Genomic DNA, 15,259 nt, shown 5'->3' with positions numbered 1-15,259 from the left:
ATCAGCCGGTCACGGCGTGGTGAACGCGTGCGGGCTGTGCAGCGTCTGCAGGAGCTTGCCCTCGCCGAGATACATGTGCACGCCGCACGGCAGGCAGGGGTCGAAGCTGCGGATCGTCCGCATGATGTCGATGCCCTTGAAGTTCTCCGGGGAGTTCTCCTCGAAGATGGGCGTGTTCTGCACCGCGTCCTCGTACGGCCCGGGCGTGCCGTGGCTGTCGCGGACGCTGGCGTTCCACGGCGTGGGCGGGTACGGGTGATAGTTGGCGATCTTGCCGTTCCTGATGACCATGTGGTGGGACAGCACGCCGCGGACCGCCTCGGTGAAGCCGCAGCTGATCGTCTCCTCGGGCACGGTGAACGGCTCCCACGTCTGCGTACGGCCCTGCCGTACCTCGTTGAGGCACTGTTCGGCGAAGTGGAGCGCGCAGGCCGCGACGTAGGCCTGGAAGTAGGAGCGGGCGCGGTTGCGTTCGAGCGCGTTGGACAGCGGTTCGCCCTTGTGCGTCGGGATCTTCCACTCGAACGTCTTCTCCGGCTTGGTCGCCGTCCGCGGCAGGTTGATCAGCACGCTGTTGCCCGTGGCCTTGACGTAGCCGATGTCGACGAGGCCGTTGAGCGCGGTGGACCACAGCCGCGCGATGGGGCCGCCGCCGGTGTCGAGGGCGAGCATGTCCTTGCCGTCGAACCAGCGGGGCGACATGACCCAGCTGTACTTGTCGGTGAAGTCGCGTTTTTGCGGCCGCGGGATGGTGTGCTGGTTCCACGGGTGGCGGACGTCGACGGGGTTGCCGAGCGGGTCGTGGGTGACGAACGGGTCGGTGGCGCCCGCCCAGTCGTCGTAGTAGGAGCTGCCGAGCAGGATGCGGATGCCGAGGTTGATGTCGACGAGGTCGTTGGTCAGCAGCCGGCCGTCGACGATGACGCCGGGTGAGACGAACATCTTCCGGCCCCAGTCGCTCATGTTCTCGTAGGTGAAGTCGCAGTGGTCGGGGTCGTTGAGGCTGCCCCAGCAGCCGAGCAGGACGCGGCGACGGCCGACGTTCTCGTAGCCGGGCAGCGCGTCGTAGAAGAAGTCGAACAGGTCGTCGTGCATCGGTACGACCCGTTTCATGAATTCGATGTAGCGCATGAGCCGGGTCATGTAGTCGGTGAACAGCTGCACGGTCGCGACCGTGCCGACGCCGCCCGGGTAGAGCGTGGAGGGATGTACGTGCCTGCCCTCCATCAGGCAGAACATCTCGCGGGTGAGGCGGCTCATGACGAGCGCTTCGCGGTAGAACTCCCCTTCGAGGGGGTTGAGCGAGCGCATGATGTCGGCGATCGTCTTGTAGCCGTGGTCTTCGGCGTGCGGCGCCTCGGTCCGCTCGGCCTTGGCCAGGACGCCGGGGTTGGTCTCGCGGACCATCTTCTCGCAGTAGTCCACGCCCACCAGGTTCTCCTGGTAGATGTTGTGGTCGAACATGTATTCGGCGGCCTCGCCGCAGTTGATGATCCATTCGGCGAGGTGCGGCGGGCGTACGCCGTAGGCCATGTTCTGGGCGTAGACCGAGCAGGTGGCGTGGTTGTCGCCGCAGATCCCGCAGATCCTGCTGGTGATGAAGTGGGCGTCGCGGGGGTCCTTGCCCTTCATGAAGATGCTGTAGCCGCGGAAGATGGACGAGGTGCTGTAGCACTCGGCCACCTGCCGGTTGGCGAAGTCGATCTTGCAGTAGACGCCGAGGCTGCCGACGATCCGGGTGATGGGATCCCAGGCCATCTCGACCAGGTCACGGCCTTGCTCCGATGAGGTCATATCAGCTCCAGGGCGCCTTGTATCCGGTGAGCAGCTCGCGGCCCTTCCTGCGCCACTTCGGCTCCTTGTCGACGGTTCTGAACGTGAAGCCGCGCAGCGTGCGGATGACCGATCCGTAGGCCTCGCTGATGGTCGAGGAGACGTGCGCGCCGGGCGGTTCGTCCATGAAGGGCATGAACTTGTCCGGGAATCCCGGCATGGTGCAGGCGATGCAGATGCCGCCGACGTTGGGGCAGCCGCCGAGGCCGTTCATCCAGCCGCGTTTGGGGACGTTGCACTTCACGACCGGTCCCCAGCAGCCGATCTTGACCAGGCATTCGGGCGTGCCGTACTCGGTGGCGAACTGGCCCTGCTCGTAGTAGCCGGCCCGGTCGCAGCCTTCGTGGACGGTGGCGGTGAACAGCCAGGCCGGGCGGAGCGCCTGGTCCAGCGGGATCATCGGCGCCTGCCCGGCGAGCTGGTAGAGCAGGTAGAGCAGGGTCTCCGACATGTTGTCCGGCTGGATGGGGCAGCCGGGGACGTTGACGATGGGCAGCCCGGCCTTGGACCGCCAGTCCCAGCCGAGGTAGTCGGCCACGCCCATGGCTCCGGTCGGGTTGCCCGCCATGGCGTGGATTCCGCCGTAGGTGGCGCACGTGCCCGCGGCGATGATGCCCGTCGCGTTCGGCGCGAGCCGGTCGAGCCATTCGGCGACCGTCATGGGCTGGCCGGTCTCGGGGTTGTTGCCGAAACCGGTCCAGTAGCCCTCCCGCTTGAGCGACTCGTTGGGGATGGATCCCTCGACGACGAGGACGAACGGGTCGAGTTCGCCGCGCGCCGCCTTGAAGAACCACTCGATGAAGGCGTCGGCTCCCTGCATCGGGCCGGACTCGTAGTCGATCAGGGGCCAGTGCACGGCCACCTTGGGCAGCCCGGGGAAGACGCCGAGCACGATGTCCTCGATGCTCGGCTGGGTCGCGGCGGTGAGGGCCACGGAATCGCCGTCACAGCTCAGTCCGGCGTTCATCCAGAGAACGTGGACGACCGGCTCTTCCTGCTTGCGCTGCTTGCTGGTCGCTGACTTCGTCGGCGCTGTCATGACGCCTCCCCGTCTCGATACCGTGTCGATGGCGTGTGCGATGGCGTGTGCTGGCGAGCGTTCGGATGCTTGGTGGCTGGTCACGGCCGCAGCGCGAGCAGCGGTGTGCTTTCAGGTCACGGTGGGCCGGAGGCCGGCAGAGCCGCGGCACGCTGTGGTGATCCCTTCGCCGGGCCGGCCAGGACGTGCTGGGTGAGCTCCCACAACACGTGGTAGACCGTCGTCTGGGCCTCCTGGATGCGGTGCACCGACGACGACGGGACGACGAACAGGTGGTCGAGCACCCCGTTCTCCGAGAGCTCGGTGAGCATGCCCCCCTGCCCGCCCGCGAGGCCGACCGTGAGCATGTCCCGGCGCGCCGCCTCCTCGAAGGCACGGGCAACGTTCGCCGATCCCCCGCTGGTGGACAGCCCGAACGCGATGTCCCCGGTGCGGCCGAGCGCGGCCATCTGGCGGGCGAAGACGGCGTCGAAACCCACGTCGTTGGACAGCGCGGTCACGACGGCGACATCGGTGGTCAGCGACAACGCGGGCAGCGGGCGGCCGGAGGGAGGCCGCAGGAACGCGGTGGCCACCTCCTGGGCGTCGGTGCTGCTGCCGCCGTTGCCGAACGTGAACAGCCGCCCGCCGCAGGCGAAGGCGGCGGCCATCTGCTCGGCGCAGCCGGCGACGCGGTCGCCGCACAACTCGGCCATCCGGCGGCGCAGCAACACGATCTCGGTGGCCTTGCCCTCGGAGGACCGGGTGGCGTCGGCCCAGACCGGGACCGGATCGGTCGAGGCCTCGTAGAGGAACGGGTACAGCTCCCGCGTTCCTGTGCCGTGCGCCGGCTCCTCAGCGGCACCCATCGTCGTCCACCCTGGTGACGACGGCGATCGCCTCCTTGGCGTGGACCAGGATCGTGTCGCCCACGGCGGTCTCCACCAGCGCCACGCTGACCTCCTCGGGTTCGCCGCCGCCGGTGTCGACGACCGCCATGTCCCGGTACTTCAGGCGGACGACCGTGACGGGCACGGCCTCGTCGGAGCACGTCACGCAGGAGCCGGTGTGACAGCCGTCGTCCGGCTCGTCAGCATCGTCGAAACCGTCGAAACCTTCGTTCATGTGAGGGCCTCCCCGCCCTGTTCGAGAAAGACGTGGACGAGTTCCCACAGCAGGTGATAGGTCGTGACGTGGATCTCTTTGATCACGGCGGGATCGGCCGAGGCGACCGCGATAACGTGGTCGGCATGCCCGGCCCGGCCCGCCGCCGCCTGCACCGCCTCTGCGGCGTTCCCCGTGTTTCCCGTGTTTCCCGTGTTCGCCGCGTGCACCGGGTTCTCCGGGTGCGTGGGCGGCGCTTGCCGGTCTCCCGTCAGCGCGACCGTCAGCAGGCCCAGTTCACGGGCGGTCTCGAGGCCCCGCCGTACGGCGGCGGCCCGGTCGTCCCGTGAGATGCCGAGCGCGACGTCGCCCGGGTCCGCCCAGTGGCGCACCTGATGGGCGAACGCCTCGGTCATCCCCTCGTCCGCACCCACCGCGGACACGGTCGCGGCGTCGTTGCTGAGTGCCAGAGCGGGAAGCGCCGGTTTGCCCACGATGACGGGATGCATGAACTCGACGGCGACGTGAGCGGCGTCGGTGCCCGCCCCTCCGTTGCCGAACACCACGAGCTTCCCGCCACGACGGAACCGCGCGGCCATGTCTCGGGCCGCGCGGGTGATCAGCTCCGCGTCGCGCGCGAGAGCGCCGCCGGCGGTGTCCCGGCGGGCGAAGGCCTCACGTGCGACCTGCTGGATCGATGCGACGGGCATGTGGCGCTCCTTGACGGTAGTCGTCAGGCTACGGTGGGTGTCCGAGGACGAGATACCTCGAGCGTCACAACCCCGAGTAAAGCTCTTATCGCGGACCTAAGCTCCCGACCCGGCAGATCATCGGCATGTGGGTCATCGCGCGGACAGGCGGGCGGGGGCGACTACCATCCGGCGCCATGCGCATTCTGATTCTGGGCGGCACCTCGTTCGTCGGACGGGCCATCGTCGACGCGGCCCGCGAAACCAGCGCCGACGTGACGCTCTTCGGCCGCGGCCGGACCGGCTCCGAACTGTTCCCCGACGTGCCGCGGCGGCTCGGCGACCGCGACACGGGAGATTACGCGGCGTTGCGTGACGGCGCCTGGGACGCGGTGGTCGACGTCAGCGGCTACGTGCCCCGCCATGTACGGCAGGCCTGCGACGCGCTCCGCGATCGGGTCGGGCGGTACCTGTTCATCTCCAGCAACGCCGTCTACCGGCCCGGCAGCGGGCCGGGCTCCGACGAGGACGCGCCCCGCCTTCCCGCCGAGCGCGACACCGAACAGATCGGCGCCGACACCTACGGGCCGCTCAAGGTGGCCTGCGAGGACGACCTGGTCGCCAGGTTCGGGCGACGGGCGACGATCGTACGGCCGGGCGTCGTGGCCGGGCCGTACGACAACCAGGAACTGTTCACGTACTGGGTGCGCCGGGCCGCGCGCGGCGGGCGGGTGGCCCTGCCCGGCCGCCCCGGACAGCCGGTGCAGGTGGTCGACTCGCGTGACCTCGCCCGGCTCGTGCTGCGCCTGCTCGCCGATGACCGGCCGGGGGCCTACAACGCGGTCGGCCCGGCCGAGCCGGTGACGATGGCCGGGCTCATCGAGACGTGCGCGGACGTGGCCGGCACCCGCGTCGAGATCGTGCCGGTGCCGGCCGAATCGCTGCCGAGTTTCCCGCTGGTGCGCCCCGACCCGGTCTGGGAGCTGACGTTCCAGCGCAGTGCGGCGCGTGCCCGGGAGGCGGGCATGCCGGCGACGCCGTTGTCCGTCACCGCCGCCGATGTCCTGGCCTGGGATCGTGAGCGGGGCCTGCCGCCGCTGGAGGTGGGCCTGTCTCCTGAGGAGGAGGACAGGCTGCTCGCGGGAGCGTGAGCGGGGGGCGCGGGAGGCCGCCCTCTGCCCTGCTACAGGGTGTAGTCGAGGGTGTAGGCGTGCCCGCCGTCCTCCAGGATCTCGATCCGGCCCTCGCCGCGTAGACCGGTGAGCTCGCCCGTGCCCGAGGTGGCGACGACCAGCCAGCGCATCCAGGGGTTGCCGTCGTCGTCACCGCCCGCGCTGTGCTGCAGGACGAAGGTCCCCTTGCGGCCGCCGAGCGTTCCCTCGACATGTTCGATGCCGACGTAGGCGGCGGGGCCGGCCTCGGTGGCGACCGTCATGATCTCGGTGGTGCTGGTGCCGTCGAGGTCGCCGCGGAAGGCCTTGGTGACGCGCGTCCGCCCGATGGTGGCGCCGGTCTTCTCCTCGGTGGCCACCTCTTCCCAGCCGGTGATGTCGAACATGCCCGTCGCGTGATTCGTCATGGCTCGACTCTGCCGCACATTCCTGTCATCCGCCGTCAGGTTCCGACGGCGATCACGGTCACCTGCCGCGCCTGGACACTCGTCGCGAGGCCGTCGCAGTGTCTCGCAGTGTTGTCGCAGTGTCGTCGCGGGGCCGTCAGGGTCATCCGGGGAGTTCCCCGAGCGCCGCGGCCATGGCCGCCACGTCCTGGTACTCCCGGACGTGGACGACCTTGCCGTCACGGACGCGGAGTACGGTGACGAACGCCGCCGACGCCTGGCGGCCGGTGGTGAGAACCGTGCCCGCGAGAACGTACTCGGCGATGATCACCTCGGGGTCGGCGGTCTCATGGACGACGAGGTCGCGGAAGCCCTCGAACCGCACGGGCAGGGCCGCCCGGCCGGGTCCGGCGATCGCCTCGAACGCGGCCCGGCCCTCGACGCGGCGGGGCCGTCCCGGAGGGTTGAAGGGCCACTCGACCACCAGGTCGTCGGCGAGGTCGTCGCCGTAGGCCGTCTGCGTGTCCCCCGTCGCGGCCGCGGCGCCGTCCGGGCCCGCCGGGCCCGTCTGTGGGCCGGCGAAGCCGGACAGTACGGTGTCCTGCCATCGGGTGAAGGCGTCGCGTGCGGTGAGGGTCATGGGTCCCGTTCCTTTCGTGGTTTCCCTGGGGCCTGACGGCGTGCCGTACACTCGGAGTCGTGACTCCGCTTAGAAAATACGGAGCGACGACTCCGTTTGTCAATGGGTGAGGGGCGCCCGCTGCGCGCCGACGCGCAGCGCAACCGTGCCAGGATCCTCGAAGCGGCCGAGGCGGTCTTCGCGGCCCAGGGGGTGTCGGCCTCCACGGAGGATGTGGCCAGGGAGGCCGGCGTCGGCATCGGCACCGTCTTCCGTCACTTCCCGGCCAAGGAGTCCCTGATCGAGGCGGTCTTCCTCGCCCGGGTGCGCAGGCTGGCCGACAAGGCGGCTGCGCTGTCGCAGGCACAGGCCGGTCCCGCCTTCTACGGCTTCTTCACCTACGCGGTCGAGCAGGCGGCCACGCAGAGCGCGTACGCCGACGTGCTGTCGGAGGCCGCGGGGAACGGGGTGCCGTCCGTGGTCGGGACGGAGTTGGCCGCGACCGTCGGTACGTTGCTGACCCGCGCGCAGCAGGCCGGTGCCGTCCGCGCGGACATCGGCCCGGAGGAACTGATCGCGCTGCTGGTCGGCGCGTCCAGGGCGGCCGAGCGCGTGAGCGCGGACGTCCGGCGGAAGGCGCTCGACATCATGTTCGACGGGCTTCGTCCCGCACGGTGACGACACGAGTACATCCGACAAGAAACTTGTCTGAATCCTGAAAACCCCGTCACTTCCCAACCTTCCATGACAGATGATCGGAGGCATGCGTCTTCCTCGGTTGCTCCCGCAGCCCGCGCCCGCCGGGGCCGTCCAGGAGTCACTCCGGGGATGTTGACCTCACCGTTCTCCTCCCACGGTGACCGGCGGGTCGCCGACCGGGTCTTCGGCTCGGCGCTGACGGCGCCGAGGCGGGCCCGGGCCTTCGTGCGCTGTCAACTCGGCAGGTGGGAACTGGCCAACCTCGCCGACACCACCGAACTCCTGGTGTCGGAGTTGGTGACCAACGCGGTGCACGCGACCAACGAGGTACGCAACGCCCCGATGGCCTCGTCCATGTTCCCCGTCGCGCTGCGGATGGTCGCCCTCCGGCTGCGCGTCTCCTCCGGCTCGTGCAGCCTGTTCATCGAGGTGTGGGACGGGAGCGAGTCGGCGCCGATGGTGGCCGAGAGCGACCTCTCCGCGGAGGGCGGCCGCGGGCTCGCCCTCGTCGGCATGCTGTCGACGAATTGGGGCCACTACACCGCGCGCGACCGAGGGAAGATCGTCTGGTGCGAGCTTCCTCTTCCGCCGGCGGCTCTGACGCGGCCCGCCGCGAGGCCGGCCCGCGTCACGGCCGCACTCGGTCACGGGAAGGGCCCGGCCGCCGCTCAGGGCGACGCGCACAGGACGCTGCCCCGCAGAGTGCGGCGGCACCCGCCGGCCGAACGGGCGGCGGGGCCGGATGAGATGACGATGCTGCGCGTCCTCGACGGTCTGCGCAACCTCGACGTCGCCGACGCCGACCTGTCCGACGGCTGAAACGCGCGTAGTACTCGCCGAAAACCGGGCGGATATGGCGCTGACCAGCGATGATCCGACCGGGCAGGCGGCACGATCACCGGGTGGTCATGCGGTCTGCAGGGCCGCGACCTCCAGAAGCGATTCTGCAGAAAACCATGGAAGCGCTATCGTCATTATCCATGTCGGACAGTAGCAGTTCTGATGAGTTGGCGACAAGAATGCGCGCGATGATCGCCCGGCTGTCGCCGGGCGACCGTTTGCCCAGCAGCCGGGAGCTGATCCGGCGCTACCAGGTCGGCCCCGCCACCGTGTCGCAGGCGATCGCCACGCTCGCTGCCGAGGGCTTGGTGATCAGCCGTCCAGGAAGCGGCACGTACGTGGCAGCACGCGCCCAGCGTCGCACCGAGGTCGCCGACACCGCCTGGCAGACCGTCACCCTCGCCGACCGGACCGTGGACACGAGCATCCTCACCGATACATACGGAGCGCCACCCGCAGGGACGATCATGCTGGACGGCGGTTACCTACATCGTTCGCTCCAGCCCACCCAGATCCTTACCGCGGCGCTGGCCCGCGCGGCACGACGCCCCGACGCATGGGACCGCGCCCCCACCAGTGGCCTGACGGCCCTGCGCAGCGTGTTCGCCACCATGGCCGGCGGCGGCGCGAGCGCGGACGACATCCTGGTCACAGCCGGCGGTCAGAGCGCCCTGTCCATGGCGTTCCGGGCTATCGCCGGACCGGGTGACCCCATCCTGATGGAGTCGCCCACCTATCCGGGAGCGATAGCCGCCGCCAGGGCCGCCGGCTTGCGCCCGGTACCAGTACCGATGGACGCCGACGGCCTGCAGCCCGACCTCCTCGCCGACGCCTTCGCGAGGACCCGCGCACGCCTGCTGTACTGCCAGCCGACCTATCACAACCCCACAGGCACCGTGCTGGCGCCACAACGCCGCCGGCAGATCATCGACACGGCCAGAGCAGCAGGCGCATTCGTGATCGAGGACGACTTCGCACGTCACCTCGGTCACGGCGCGCCGGTGCCGCCGCCCCTGCTGGCCGACGACTGCGATGGCACCGTGGTCTACCTGACTTCACTCACCAAACCCGCGGCGCCGAGCCTGCGCATCGGCACCCTGGTGGCCCGAGGCCCGGTGATGGAACGCCTGCGCGCCATCCGCCTGGTCGACGACTTCTTCGTCAGCCGCCCACTCCAGGAGACAGCGCTGGAACTCCTCAGCTCCCCCACGTGGGAACGGCACGTCCGCACCCTGGCCGCAGCACTGCGGGAGCGGTGCGGGGCACTGGCAGCCGCCGTCACGCACGAACTTCCCGGCTGGACTCTGACCTGTATCCCCACGGGCGGACTCCACCTGTGGGTCCGCCTGCCATACGGCACCGACGCAACCGTGATCGCCGACATGGCCCGCCAGCACGGCGTCGCCGTCAGCTCCGGCAACCGCTACTTCGCCACTGAACTCCCGGCGGCCTACCTGCGCCTCGGCTTCGCCGCCACCACCGACCGCGCCGAGCTGATCGAAGCCGCACGCCGACTCGCGTCCACCCACGAACCTGCCGCCGGCACACGCTGATCGAAGCTGTCCCGTTCGAAAGAAGATTCTCGCTCTTGGCCTGGACCTCGCCGGATGCGTCGTGTATCGAGGTCGCCAGCAAGCAAAGGCGGTCCCGCGGTCCTCCAGGCCCGGGCCCAGCCGGGATACGGGCAGAAGCGGCTCGGACTCGGCCATCCCGGCGAAGAACGCGAACAACGCCGCGTCGTGCCGGCTCGGGTCGTACGCGCCCTGCAGCGGCCCGGTCGGCAGCTCCTGTTGGATATCGGCCGGGCGCAGCAGTGGTCAGCAGCTCGGCCGCGCCGCGGTCCTTGTCGCCAACTCCATAGAACTGCTACTGTCCGACATGAGAAATGATAATAGCGCTTCCAGCGCTTTCACAGAATCACTTCTGGACGTCGCGGCCCTGCGCGCGGACACGCCCGGCGCCGACGGCGTCGTGCACTTCAACAACGCCGGTTGCGGCCTCCTGGCCACCCCTGTGCTGTCCGCGATGGTCGACCATCTGCGGCTGGAGGCCAACATCGGTGGCTACGAGGCCTCTGCCGCCCGCGCCGAGCAGGTCCGCGAGTTCTACGCCGAAACCGCCGCGCTGATCAACTGCGCTCCCGAGAACATCGCCTTCGCCGGTAGCGCCACCCATGCGTTCTCTACCGCCCTGTCGGCGATCCCGTTCGAGGCCGGTGATGTCATTCTCACCACGCGTAACGACTTCATCTCCAACCAGATCGCCTTCCTGTCGCTGCGCAAGAGGTTCGGCGTGCAGATCGTGCACGCGTCCGACCTCCCCGAGGGCGGGGTGGACGTGGCGGCGATGGCCGAAATGATGCGGCGCCACCGCCCGCGACTGGTGGCCGCCACTCACATCCCTACCAACTCCGGCCTGGTCCAGCCGGTCGCCGAGATCGGCCGGCATTGCCGCGAGCTGGATCTGCTGTATCTGGTCGACGCCTGCCAGTCCGTCGGCCAGTACCCGATCGACGTGGCCGAGATCGGCTGCGACCTGCTCACCGCCACCTGCCGCAAGTTTTTGCGCGGACCTCGCGGTTCTGGCTTCCTGTACGTGTCCGACCGTGTGCTGAGCGCCGGCTACGAGCCGCTGTTCATCGACATGTACGGCGCGCGCTGGGTCGAGCCGGGCCGCTACCAGCCCGTCGAGACGGCAGCGAGGTTCGAGGACTGGGAGTTCCCCTACGCCATCGTGCTCGGCTGCGCGGCCGCCGCACGCTACGCCCGCAAGGTCGGCATGGACGCCATCGCCCGCCGTACCCCTGCCCTGGCCGCCAACCTGCGCGACAGGCTCGCCGACCTCCCCGGAATACGCGTGCTCGACCATGGCCGGCAGCTGGGCGCCCTGGTCACCTTCGCCATCGACGGCTGGCAGCCGGAGCCGTTCAAAGCGGCAATGGACGCGCGCCGCATAAACTCGGCGCTGAGCTTTCGCCACTTCGCGCAGTTCGACTTCGGCGACAAGGACATCGACTGGTGCCTGCGCCTGTCGCCCCACTACTACAACACCGAGCAGGAAGTGGACCAGGTCATCGCGGCGGTCGCCGATCTCAGCGTCGCGAACCTCAGGCAGCAACCGTGACGGCCACCGAACCTCGCTCCGAGTCGGCGGCTGCCTCCGCGCAGGAAGGCCTGTGGCGCAACGGCGACTTCCTGAAGTCTCTGGCTCGGTGAGAGCCTGTCGCTGCTCGGCACCCAGGTCACCAACCTCGCGCTGCCGCTGACTGCGACTACGCCTTCCACATGAGCAGGTCGGTCTCCGGCGGTTCGTGCAGTTCGCCGCCGCGGGGGGTGTACCTGCCGGCCGCCTTCCTTCGTCTGGCCGGGGCAGGAGCACCGGTAACGATCGGCCTGAACGCGGCCGCGCCGGTTTCGGTGGCTGGACGTTCGTACCCGCCACGCTATGGGGGTTGCGGACCATTCCCCGTATCTCGGTTGGACCCGATGCTGGGGAACAGAAACCGGCAGGCCGGGATCTGTCACCCAGCGAGGGCCACCTGGAGGAACTCGACGATCTCCGCCCGCGCGGCCTTGGCTTGCGGCACCACGCCCGGCATGCTGAGGAACGCGTGCGTCGCTCCGGAATGTTCGGTGAGCCGCGCGGGCGTCCCCGCCGCTCGCAGTCGTTCGGCGTAACTGCGGCCGTGATCAGCCAGCGGGTCAATGGTCGGCACCACCACGAGCGCTGGGGGCAGGCCGCTCAGATCGTCGGCATACAGCGGCGACATCGCACGAGGATCCGTTCCCGGCGGAACGGCAAGCCGGTGGAGCAGCTGCATTTGCGGCACGGTGAGGGTCGGGCTGTGGGCGTGCTGGGTGATCGAGGCGTGGTCGAACATCGTCGAGGTCATGTCAACAGCGGGGTTGACCAGCACCTGCGCCCGCAGGGGCAAGCCATGCTCTCTGGCCCGGATCGCGGCCAGGGCGGTGACCATCGAGCCGGTGCTCTCCCCGAAGACGGCGGTCCGCGCCGGGTCGATTCCCCACTGGTCGGCGTGCTGTACCACGTGCCGGAGCACGTCCCAGCCGTCGTCGACGGCCGCCGACAGCGGAGTCTCCGGGTCGAGGAGGCGGTGCTCGACCGAGACGACGACCGCGGGCAGCCGCGCGGCGAGGTGGCTGTTCACCCAGTCGCTCTGCACCGCCGTGCCCACGAACCCGCCTCCGTGCACGTGGAGCACGAGGGGCAGGTCGGCCCGGTCGGCGTCCCCGTCGCCGCGCCCGGGCGACGGCCGGTACACCCGGACCCGGAGCTCGCGGCCGGGCAGTGCCACCTCCTGCCATTGGATCGTGGCGCCGCGGTCCGGGAACCCGGTGATCACCCGCGCCAGGCCGGATGCCCGCTTGCGGTTCTGCGCGTCGCTGTAGGCGGCCAGTTCCTCGGCCGTCATCGCCGACCAGTCCGGCTCCCTTCCCAGGGCATGCAGTAACCGGATGCCCAGCGGCGGCCGCTCCGTACCGGTGACCTCGCTCACGTCTTCTCCTTGGCCAGTTTCGCTACCAAAGGTATCGATACCGATCGTAGCGCAAATGGCTATCGTGTGGCCATGACCCGATCGACCACATCCGCCAGACCACCCGGTCGCCCGCGCTCCGGCGTCAACGCCGTGGTCTTCGCCGCAACGCTGAGCACGGTCAACGAGCTCGGCTACGCGCATGCCACCGTCGACCGCATCGCCGCCGCGGCCGGCGTCGCGAAGACGACGATCTACCGCCGCTGGCCGTCCAAGGGCGCGCTGATCGTGGACTGCCTCCTTGACGCGTTCGGCCCGCTGCCGCTGGAGGGTGCCAGTCGAGCCGCGTTCATGTCCTCGGCCATCCACTGGATCGCAGCGAAGATCAGCGAGCCCGGAGTAGGCGACGCGTTCGCAGGCGTGTTCAGTGACGCCGTCAGCGATCCGGCCCTGCGCGAGGTCCTGTCCACGCGGTTGCAGGACCCGTACCGGCTCGCGCTCCAGGACGCGCTCGGCGAGCCGGAGAACCGGGTCCTGTTCTTCATTGACGTCGTCGTCGGAACCTTGCTCCACCGGATGGGCATGACCGGCGAGCCGATGGTCGACGCCGACGTCGCCGCACTTGTCGAGATGGTCCTGCCGCACTTCACTGACGGCCCCGGTCCGACCTAGACCTGCTGTCGAATCGGCGATTCAGCTCCGACAGCGACGACGCGGCCAGAGCCCGGGCACTGCGACTCCTGGGATTCACCGCCTGTCAGATGCAACTCCGCCGGCAGCAGTTCGTGCAGCTTCCTCGACGGCATGCCAGTCCCGCAACCGGCGCCAGCAGGTCGTCCCCGAGCTGAATCCGCGCCCACAACTCATCCGACACGTTCCACGGCGGCTGCTCGCCCTTCCTCATACCATGATCAACTCGGAGACGATCAGAAGCATTCCTAGATCATTTTGTTGGAAGTTCTAAGTAGCAGGCGCCGAGAAACAACGCTTAGCCGTGCTGGCCCACCTCGACATCGAGGGCCGACCCGGAGCGCGTTCCCTGGATCGACCCCGACCCATCCGGCCTGGCGAACGGCCCGGTGTCAGCGGCTTCACCGATCAGAAATCCTCCGCCACGTCGTCAGTTCTGTTAGCCCTCGCACCGGTGGAAGGATTTATGACCATGACCGACACCAGACCGCTGGGCGCCGACGAGGCCACGTTCCTCGCGGCGGTCCGCTCAGGCGACACGGCGCGGTTCGCACTCATCACGGAGCGCCACCGGCGTGAGCTGCAGGTGCACTGCTACCGGATGCTCGCGAACTACGAGGATGCCCAGGACCTGACGCAGGAGACGTTCCTGCGAGCGTGGAACAAGCGGGAGTCGTTCAAGGGCCACGCGGCCCTGCGGACCTGGCTGTACCGAATCGCGACGAACGCCTGCCTCGACTTCCTGGACAAGCGCAACGACCGCACACCCGTACCGTCCGAGCTGCCGGACCCCGGTTCCGAGGTGCTGTACCTGCAGCCCTACCCCGACCGGATGCTCCCCGAGGACCCGCAGGAATCGGTGGTGGCGCGGGAGACGATCGAGCTGGCGTTCATCGTCGCCGTCCAGCACCTGCCGCCGCGGCAGCGGGCGGTGTTCATCCTGCGCGACGTCCTCGGCTGGCCGGCGTCGAAGGCCGCCGACGCCCTCGAGCTGACCGTCGCATCGGTGACCAGCGCACTGCAGCGGGCGCGTGTGACGATGCGCGAGCAGCTGCCCGACCGCCGCCTCGACTGGCGGAGCCCCGCCACCCACGAGCTGTCGAATGACGAGCGGGGCGTGGTGAAGTCGTATATCGACGCCCATGAGCGCAACGACCTGGACGGGCTGATGGCCCTGCTGCGCGACGACCTGCGCTTCGCGATGCTGCCCGAGCCGGGAACCTCGGTCATCACGGCCAAGGACGCGGTGGACGGCTGGGTCTCCGGTGGGCTCTTCCAGCGCGGCCACGACGACTGGCGCTGTATCACCACGACGGTCAACCGCATGCCTGCCGCCGTGCTGTACCTCCGCACCCCCGACGACCCGGAGTACCGGCTATTTACCATCGCGGTCCTGCACATCGTCGACGGGAAGATCGCCGAGCTCACCGGATTCGACGCCACCGACAAACCATGGCTGGGCCTGCCCCCGACACTGTCATCAGACAAAAGCCCCATCGTCGACGAGTCCAGCGCACGGGCCGCCGTCACCGAAGTCACCGAAGTCACCGCGGAATGAGCACCCTGACCAGCTGAACACCAACGCGACAACGCGGACACCACCGCCCCGCCGGCGTTGCCGGCGGGGCATCTTCATGCCCGAAGAACATCGTCACAATCAACGACGCCGTCGCCCTCATGTCCAGCAAGTCGGTCAACAGCTCACTCGGAACGC

At 69.2% G+C, this 15,259-nt stretch carries 15 protein-coding genes; 7 read left to right on the top strand and 8 right to left on the bottom strand.

Going from position 1 to position 15,259, the window contains the following annotated elements; genetic code table 11:
- Window positions 1–9: 9 nt before the first annotated feature.
- From Pka01_RS32860 to Pka01_RS32840, 5 genes are all read right to left on the bottom strand, one after another.
- A complete protein-coding gene (locus tag Pka01_RS32860; RefSeq protein ID WP_203886843.1) occupies window positions 10–1,794 on the bottom strand; it encodes a nickel-dependent hydrogenase large subunit in 1,785 nt (594 codons plus the stop codon).
- Window position 1,795: 1 nt separating this feature from the next.
- Window positions 1,796–2,872, bottom strand: coding sequence for an NADH-quinone oxidoreductase subunit B family protein (locus Pka01_RS32855; protein WP_203886842.1), 1,077 nt, complete (start codon window positions 2,870–2,872; stop codon window positions 1,796–1,798).
- 116 nt (window positions 2,873–2,988) lie between these two features.
- Window positions 2,989–3,720 (bottom strand): D-sedoheptulose-7-phosphate isomerase, encoded by a 732-nt coding sequence (locus tag Pka01_RS32850; protein WP_203886841.1) that lies wholly within the window; start codon window positions 3,718–3,720, stop codon window positions 2,989–2,991.
- Complete coding sequence (locus tag Pka01_RS32845; RefSeq protein ID WP_203886840.1) at window positions 3,707–3,976, bottom strand: HypC/HybG/HupF family hydrogenase formation chaperone; 270 nt, start codon at window positions 3,974–3,976, stop codon at window positions 3,707–3,709. Before Pka01_RS32845 ends, Pka01_RS32850 begins: the two co-directional genes overlap by 14 nt.
- Entirely contained in the window at window positions 3,973–4,665 is a 693-nt protein-coding gene (locus Pka01_RS32840; RefSeq protein WP_203886839.1) for a D-sedoheptulose-7-phosphate isomerase, read from the bottom strand. The genes Pka01_RS32845 and Pka01_RS32840 overlap by 4 nt, the downstream gene beginning before the upstream one ends.
- A 176-nt stretch (window positions 4,666–4,841) precedes the next feature.
- On the opposite strand from Pka01_RS32840, the gene Pka01_RS32835 reads away from it, so the two are divergent.
- The gene (locus Pka01_RS32835; RefSeq protein WP_203886838.1) at window positions 4,842–5,795 is read left to right on the top strand and encodes an NAD-dependent epimerase/dehydratase family protein; all 954 of its coding nucleotides are present in this window, start codon (window positions 4,842–4,844) and stop codon (window positions 5,793–5,795) included.
- A 32-nt stretch (window positions 5,796–5,827) separates the two neighbouring features.
- On the opposite strand, the gene Pka01_RS32830 is transcribed toward Pka01_RS32835, so the two are convergent.
- Both Pka01_RS32830 and Pka01_RS32825 read right to left on the bottom strand, forming a co-directional pair.
- Window positions 5,828–6,223: a DUF3224 domain-containing protein gene (locus Pka01_RS32830; RefSeq protein ID WP_203886837.1), complete on the bottom strand. Its 396-nt coding sequence runs from the start codon at window positions 6,221–6,223 to the stop codon at window positions 5,828–5,830.
- 142 nt (window positions 6,224–6,365) lie between these two features.
- On the bottom strand, window positions 6,366–6,842 hold the full coding sequence (locus tag Pka01_RS32825; protein ID WP_203886836.1) for a nuclear transport factor 2 family protein: 477 nt from the start codon (window positions 6,840–6,842) through the stop codon (window positions 6,366–6,368).
- A 102-nt stretch (window positions 6,843–6,944) separates the two neighbouring features.
- On the opposite strand from Pka01_RS32825, the gene Pka01_RS32820 reads away from it, so the two are divergent.
- The 4 genes from Pka01_RS32820 (at window position 6,945) to Pka01_RS32805 (ending at window position 11,483) form a co-directional block, all read left to right on the top strand.
- Window positions 6,945–7,499, top strand: coding sequence for a TetR/AcrR family transcriptional regulator (locus Pka01_RS32820; RefSeq protein ID WP_203886835.1), 555 nt, complete (start codon window positions 6,945–6,947; stop codon window positions 7,497–7,499).
- 150 nt (window positions 7,500–7,649) lie between these two features.
- Window positions 7,650–8,339 carry an ATP-binding protein gene (locus tag Pka01_RS32815; RefSeq protein WP_203886834.1) on the top strand — a complete coding sequence of 230 codons (690 nt, stop codon included), beginning with the start codon at window positions 7,650–7,652 and terminating at the stop codon, window positions 8,337–8,339.
- A 161-nt stretch (window positions 8,340–8,500) separates the two neighbouring features.
- Complete coding sequence (locus Pka01_RS32810) at window positions 8,501–9,913, top strand: aminotransferase-like domain-containing protein (protein WP_203886833.1); 1,413 nt, start codon at window positions 8,501–8,503, stop codon at window positions 9,911–9,913.
- A gap of 325 nt (window positions 9,914–10,238) precedes the next feature.
- On the top strand, window positions 10,239–11,483 hold the full coding sequence (locus tag Pka01_RS32805) for an aminotransferase class V-fold PLP-dependent enzyme (protein WP_203886832.1): 1,245 nt from the start codon (window positions 10,239–10,241) through the stop codon (window positions 11,481–11,483).
- 397 nt (window positions 11,484–11,880) lie between these two features.
- Here the strand turns inward: Pka01_RS32805 and Pka01_RS32800 are convergent, their stop codons facing one another.
- The gene (locus tag Pka01_RS32800) at window positions 11,881–12,876 is read right to left on the bottom strand and encodes an alpha/beta hydrolase (protein ID WP_239115719.1); all 996 of its coding nucleotides are present in this window, start codon (window positions 12,874–12,876) and stop codon (window positions 11,881–11,883) included.
- 72 nt (window positions 12,877–12,948) lie between these two features.
- On the opposite strand from Pka01_RS32800, the gene Pka01_RS32795 reads away from it, so the two are divergent.
- Both Pka01_RS32795 and Pka01_RS32785 read left to right on the top strand, forming a co-directional pair.
- Window positions 12,949–13,527 carry a TetR/AcrR family transcriptional regulator gene (locus Pka01_RS32795; protein WP_203886831.1) on the top strand — a complete coding sequence of 193 codons (579 nt, stop codon included), beginning with the start codon at window positions 12,949–12,951 and terminating at the stop codon, window positions 13,525–13,527.
- Window positions 13,528–14,017: 490 nt separating this feature from the next.
- Complete coding sequence (locus tag Pka01_RS32785) at window positions 14,018–15,103, top strand: RNA polymerase subunit sigma-70 (protein ID WP_203886830.1); 1,086 nt, start codon at window positions 14,018–14,020, stop codon at window positions 15,101–15,103.
- The last annotated feature ends 156 nt before the right edge of the window (window positions 15,104–15,259 follow it).

It is taken from the genome of Planotetraspora kaengkrachanensis (genome assembly GCF_016862895.1).
GTDB lineage: Bacteria > Actinomycetota > Actinomycetes > Streptosporangiales > Streptosporangiaceae > Planotetraspora > Planotetraspora kaengkrachanensis.
Note: the sequence above shows the minus strand (reverse complement) of the source record. Positions and strands in the feature narration are given on the sequence as shown.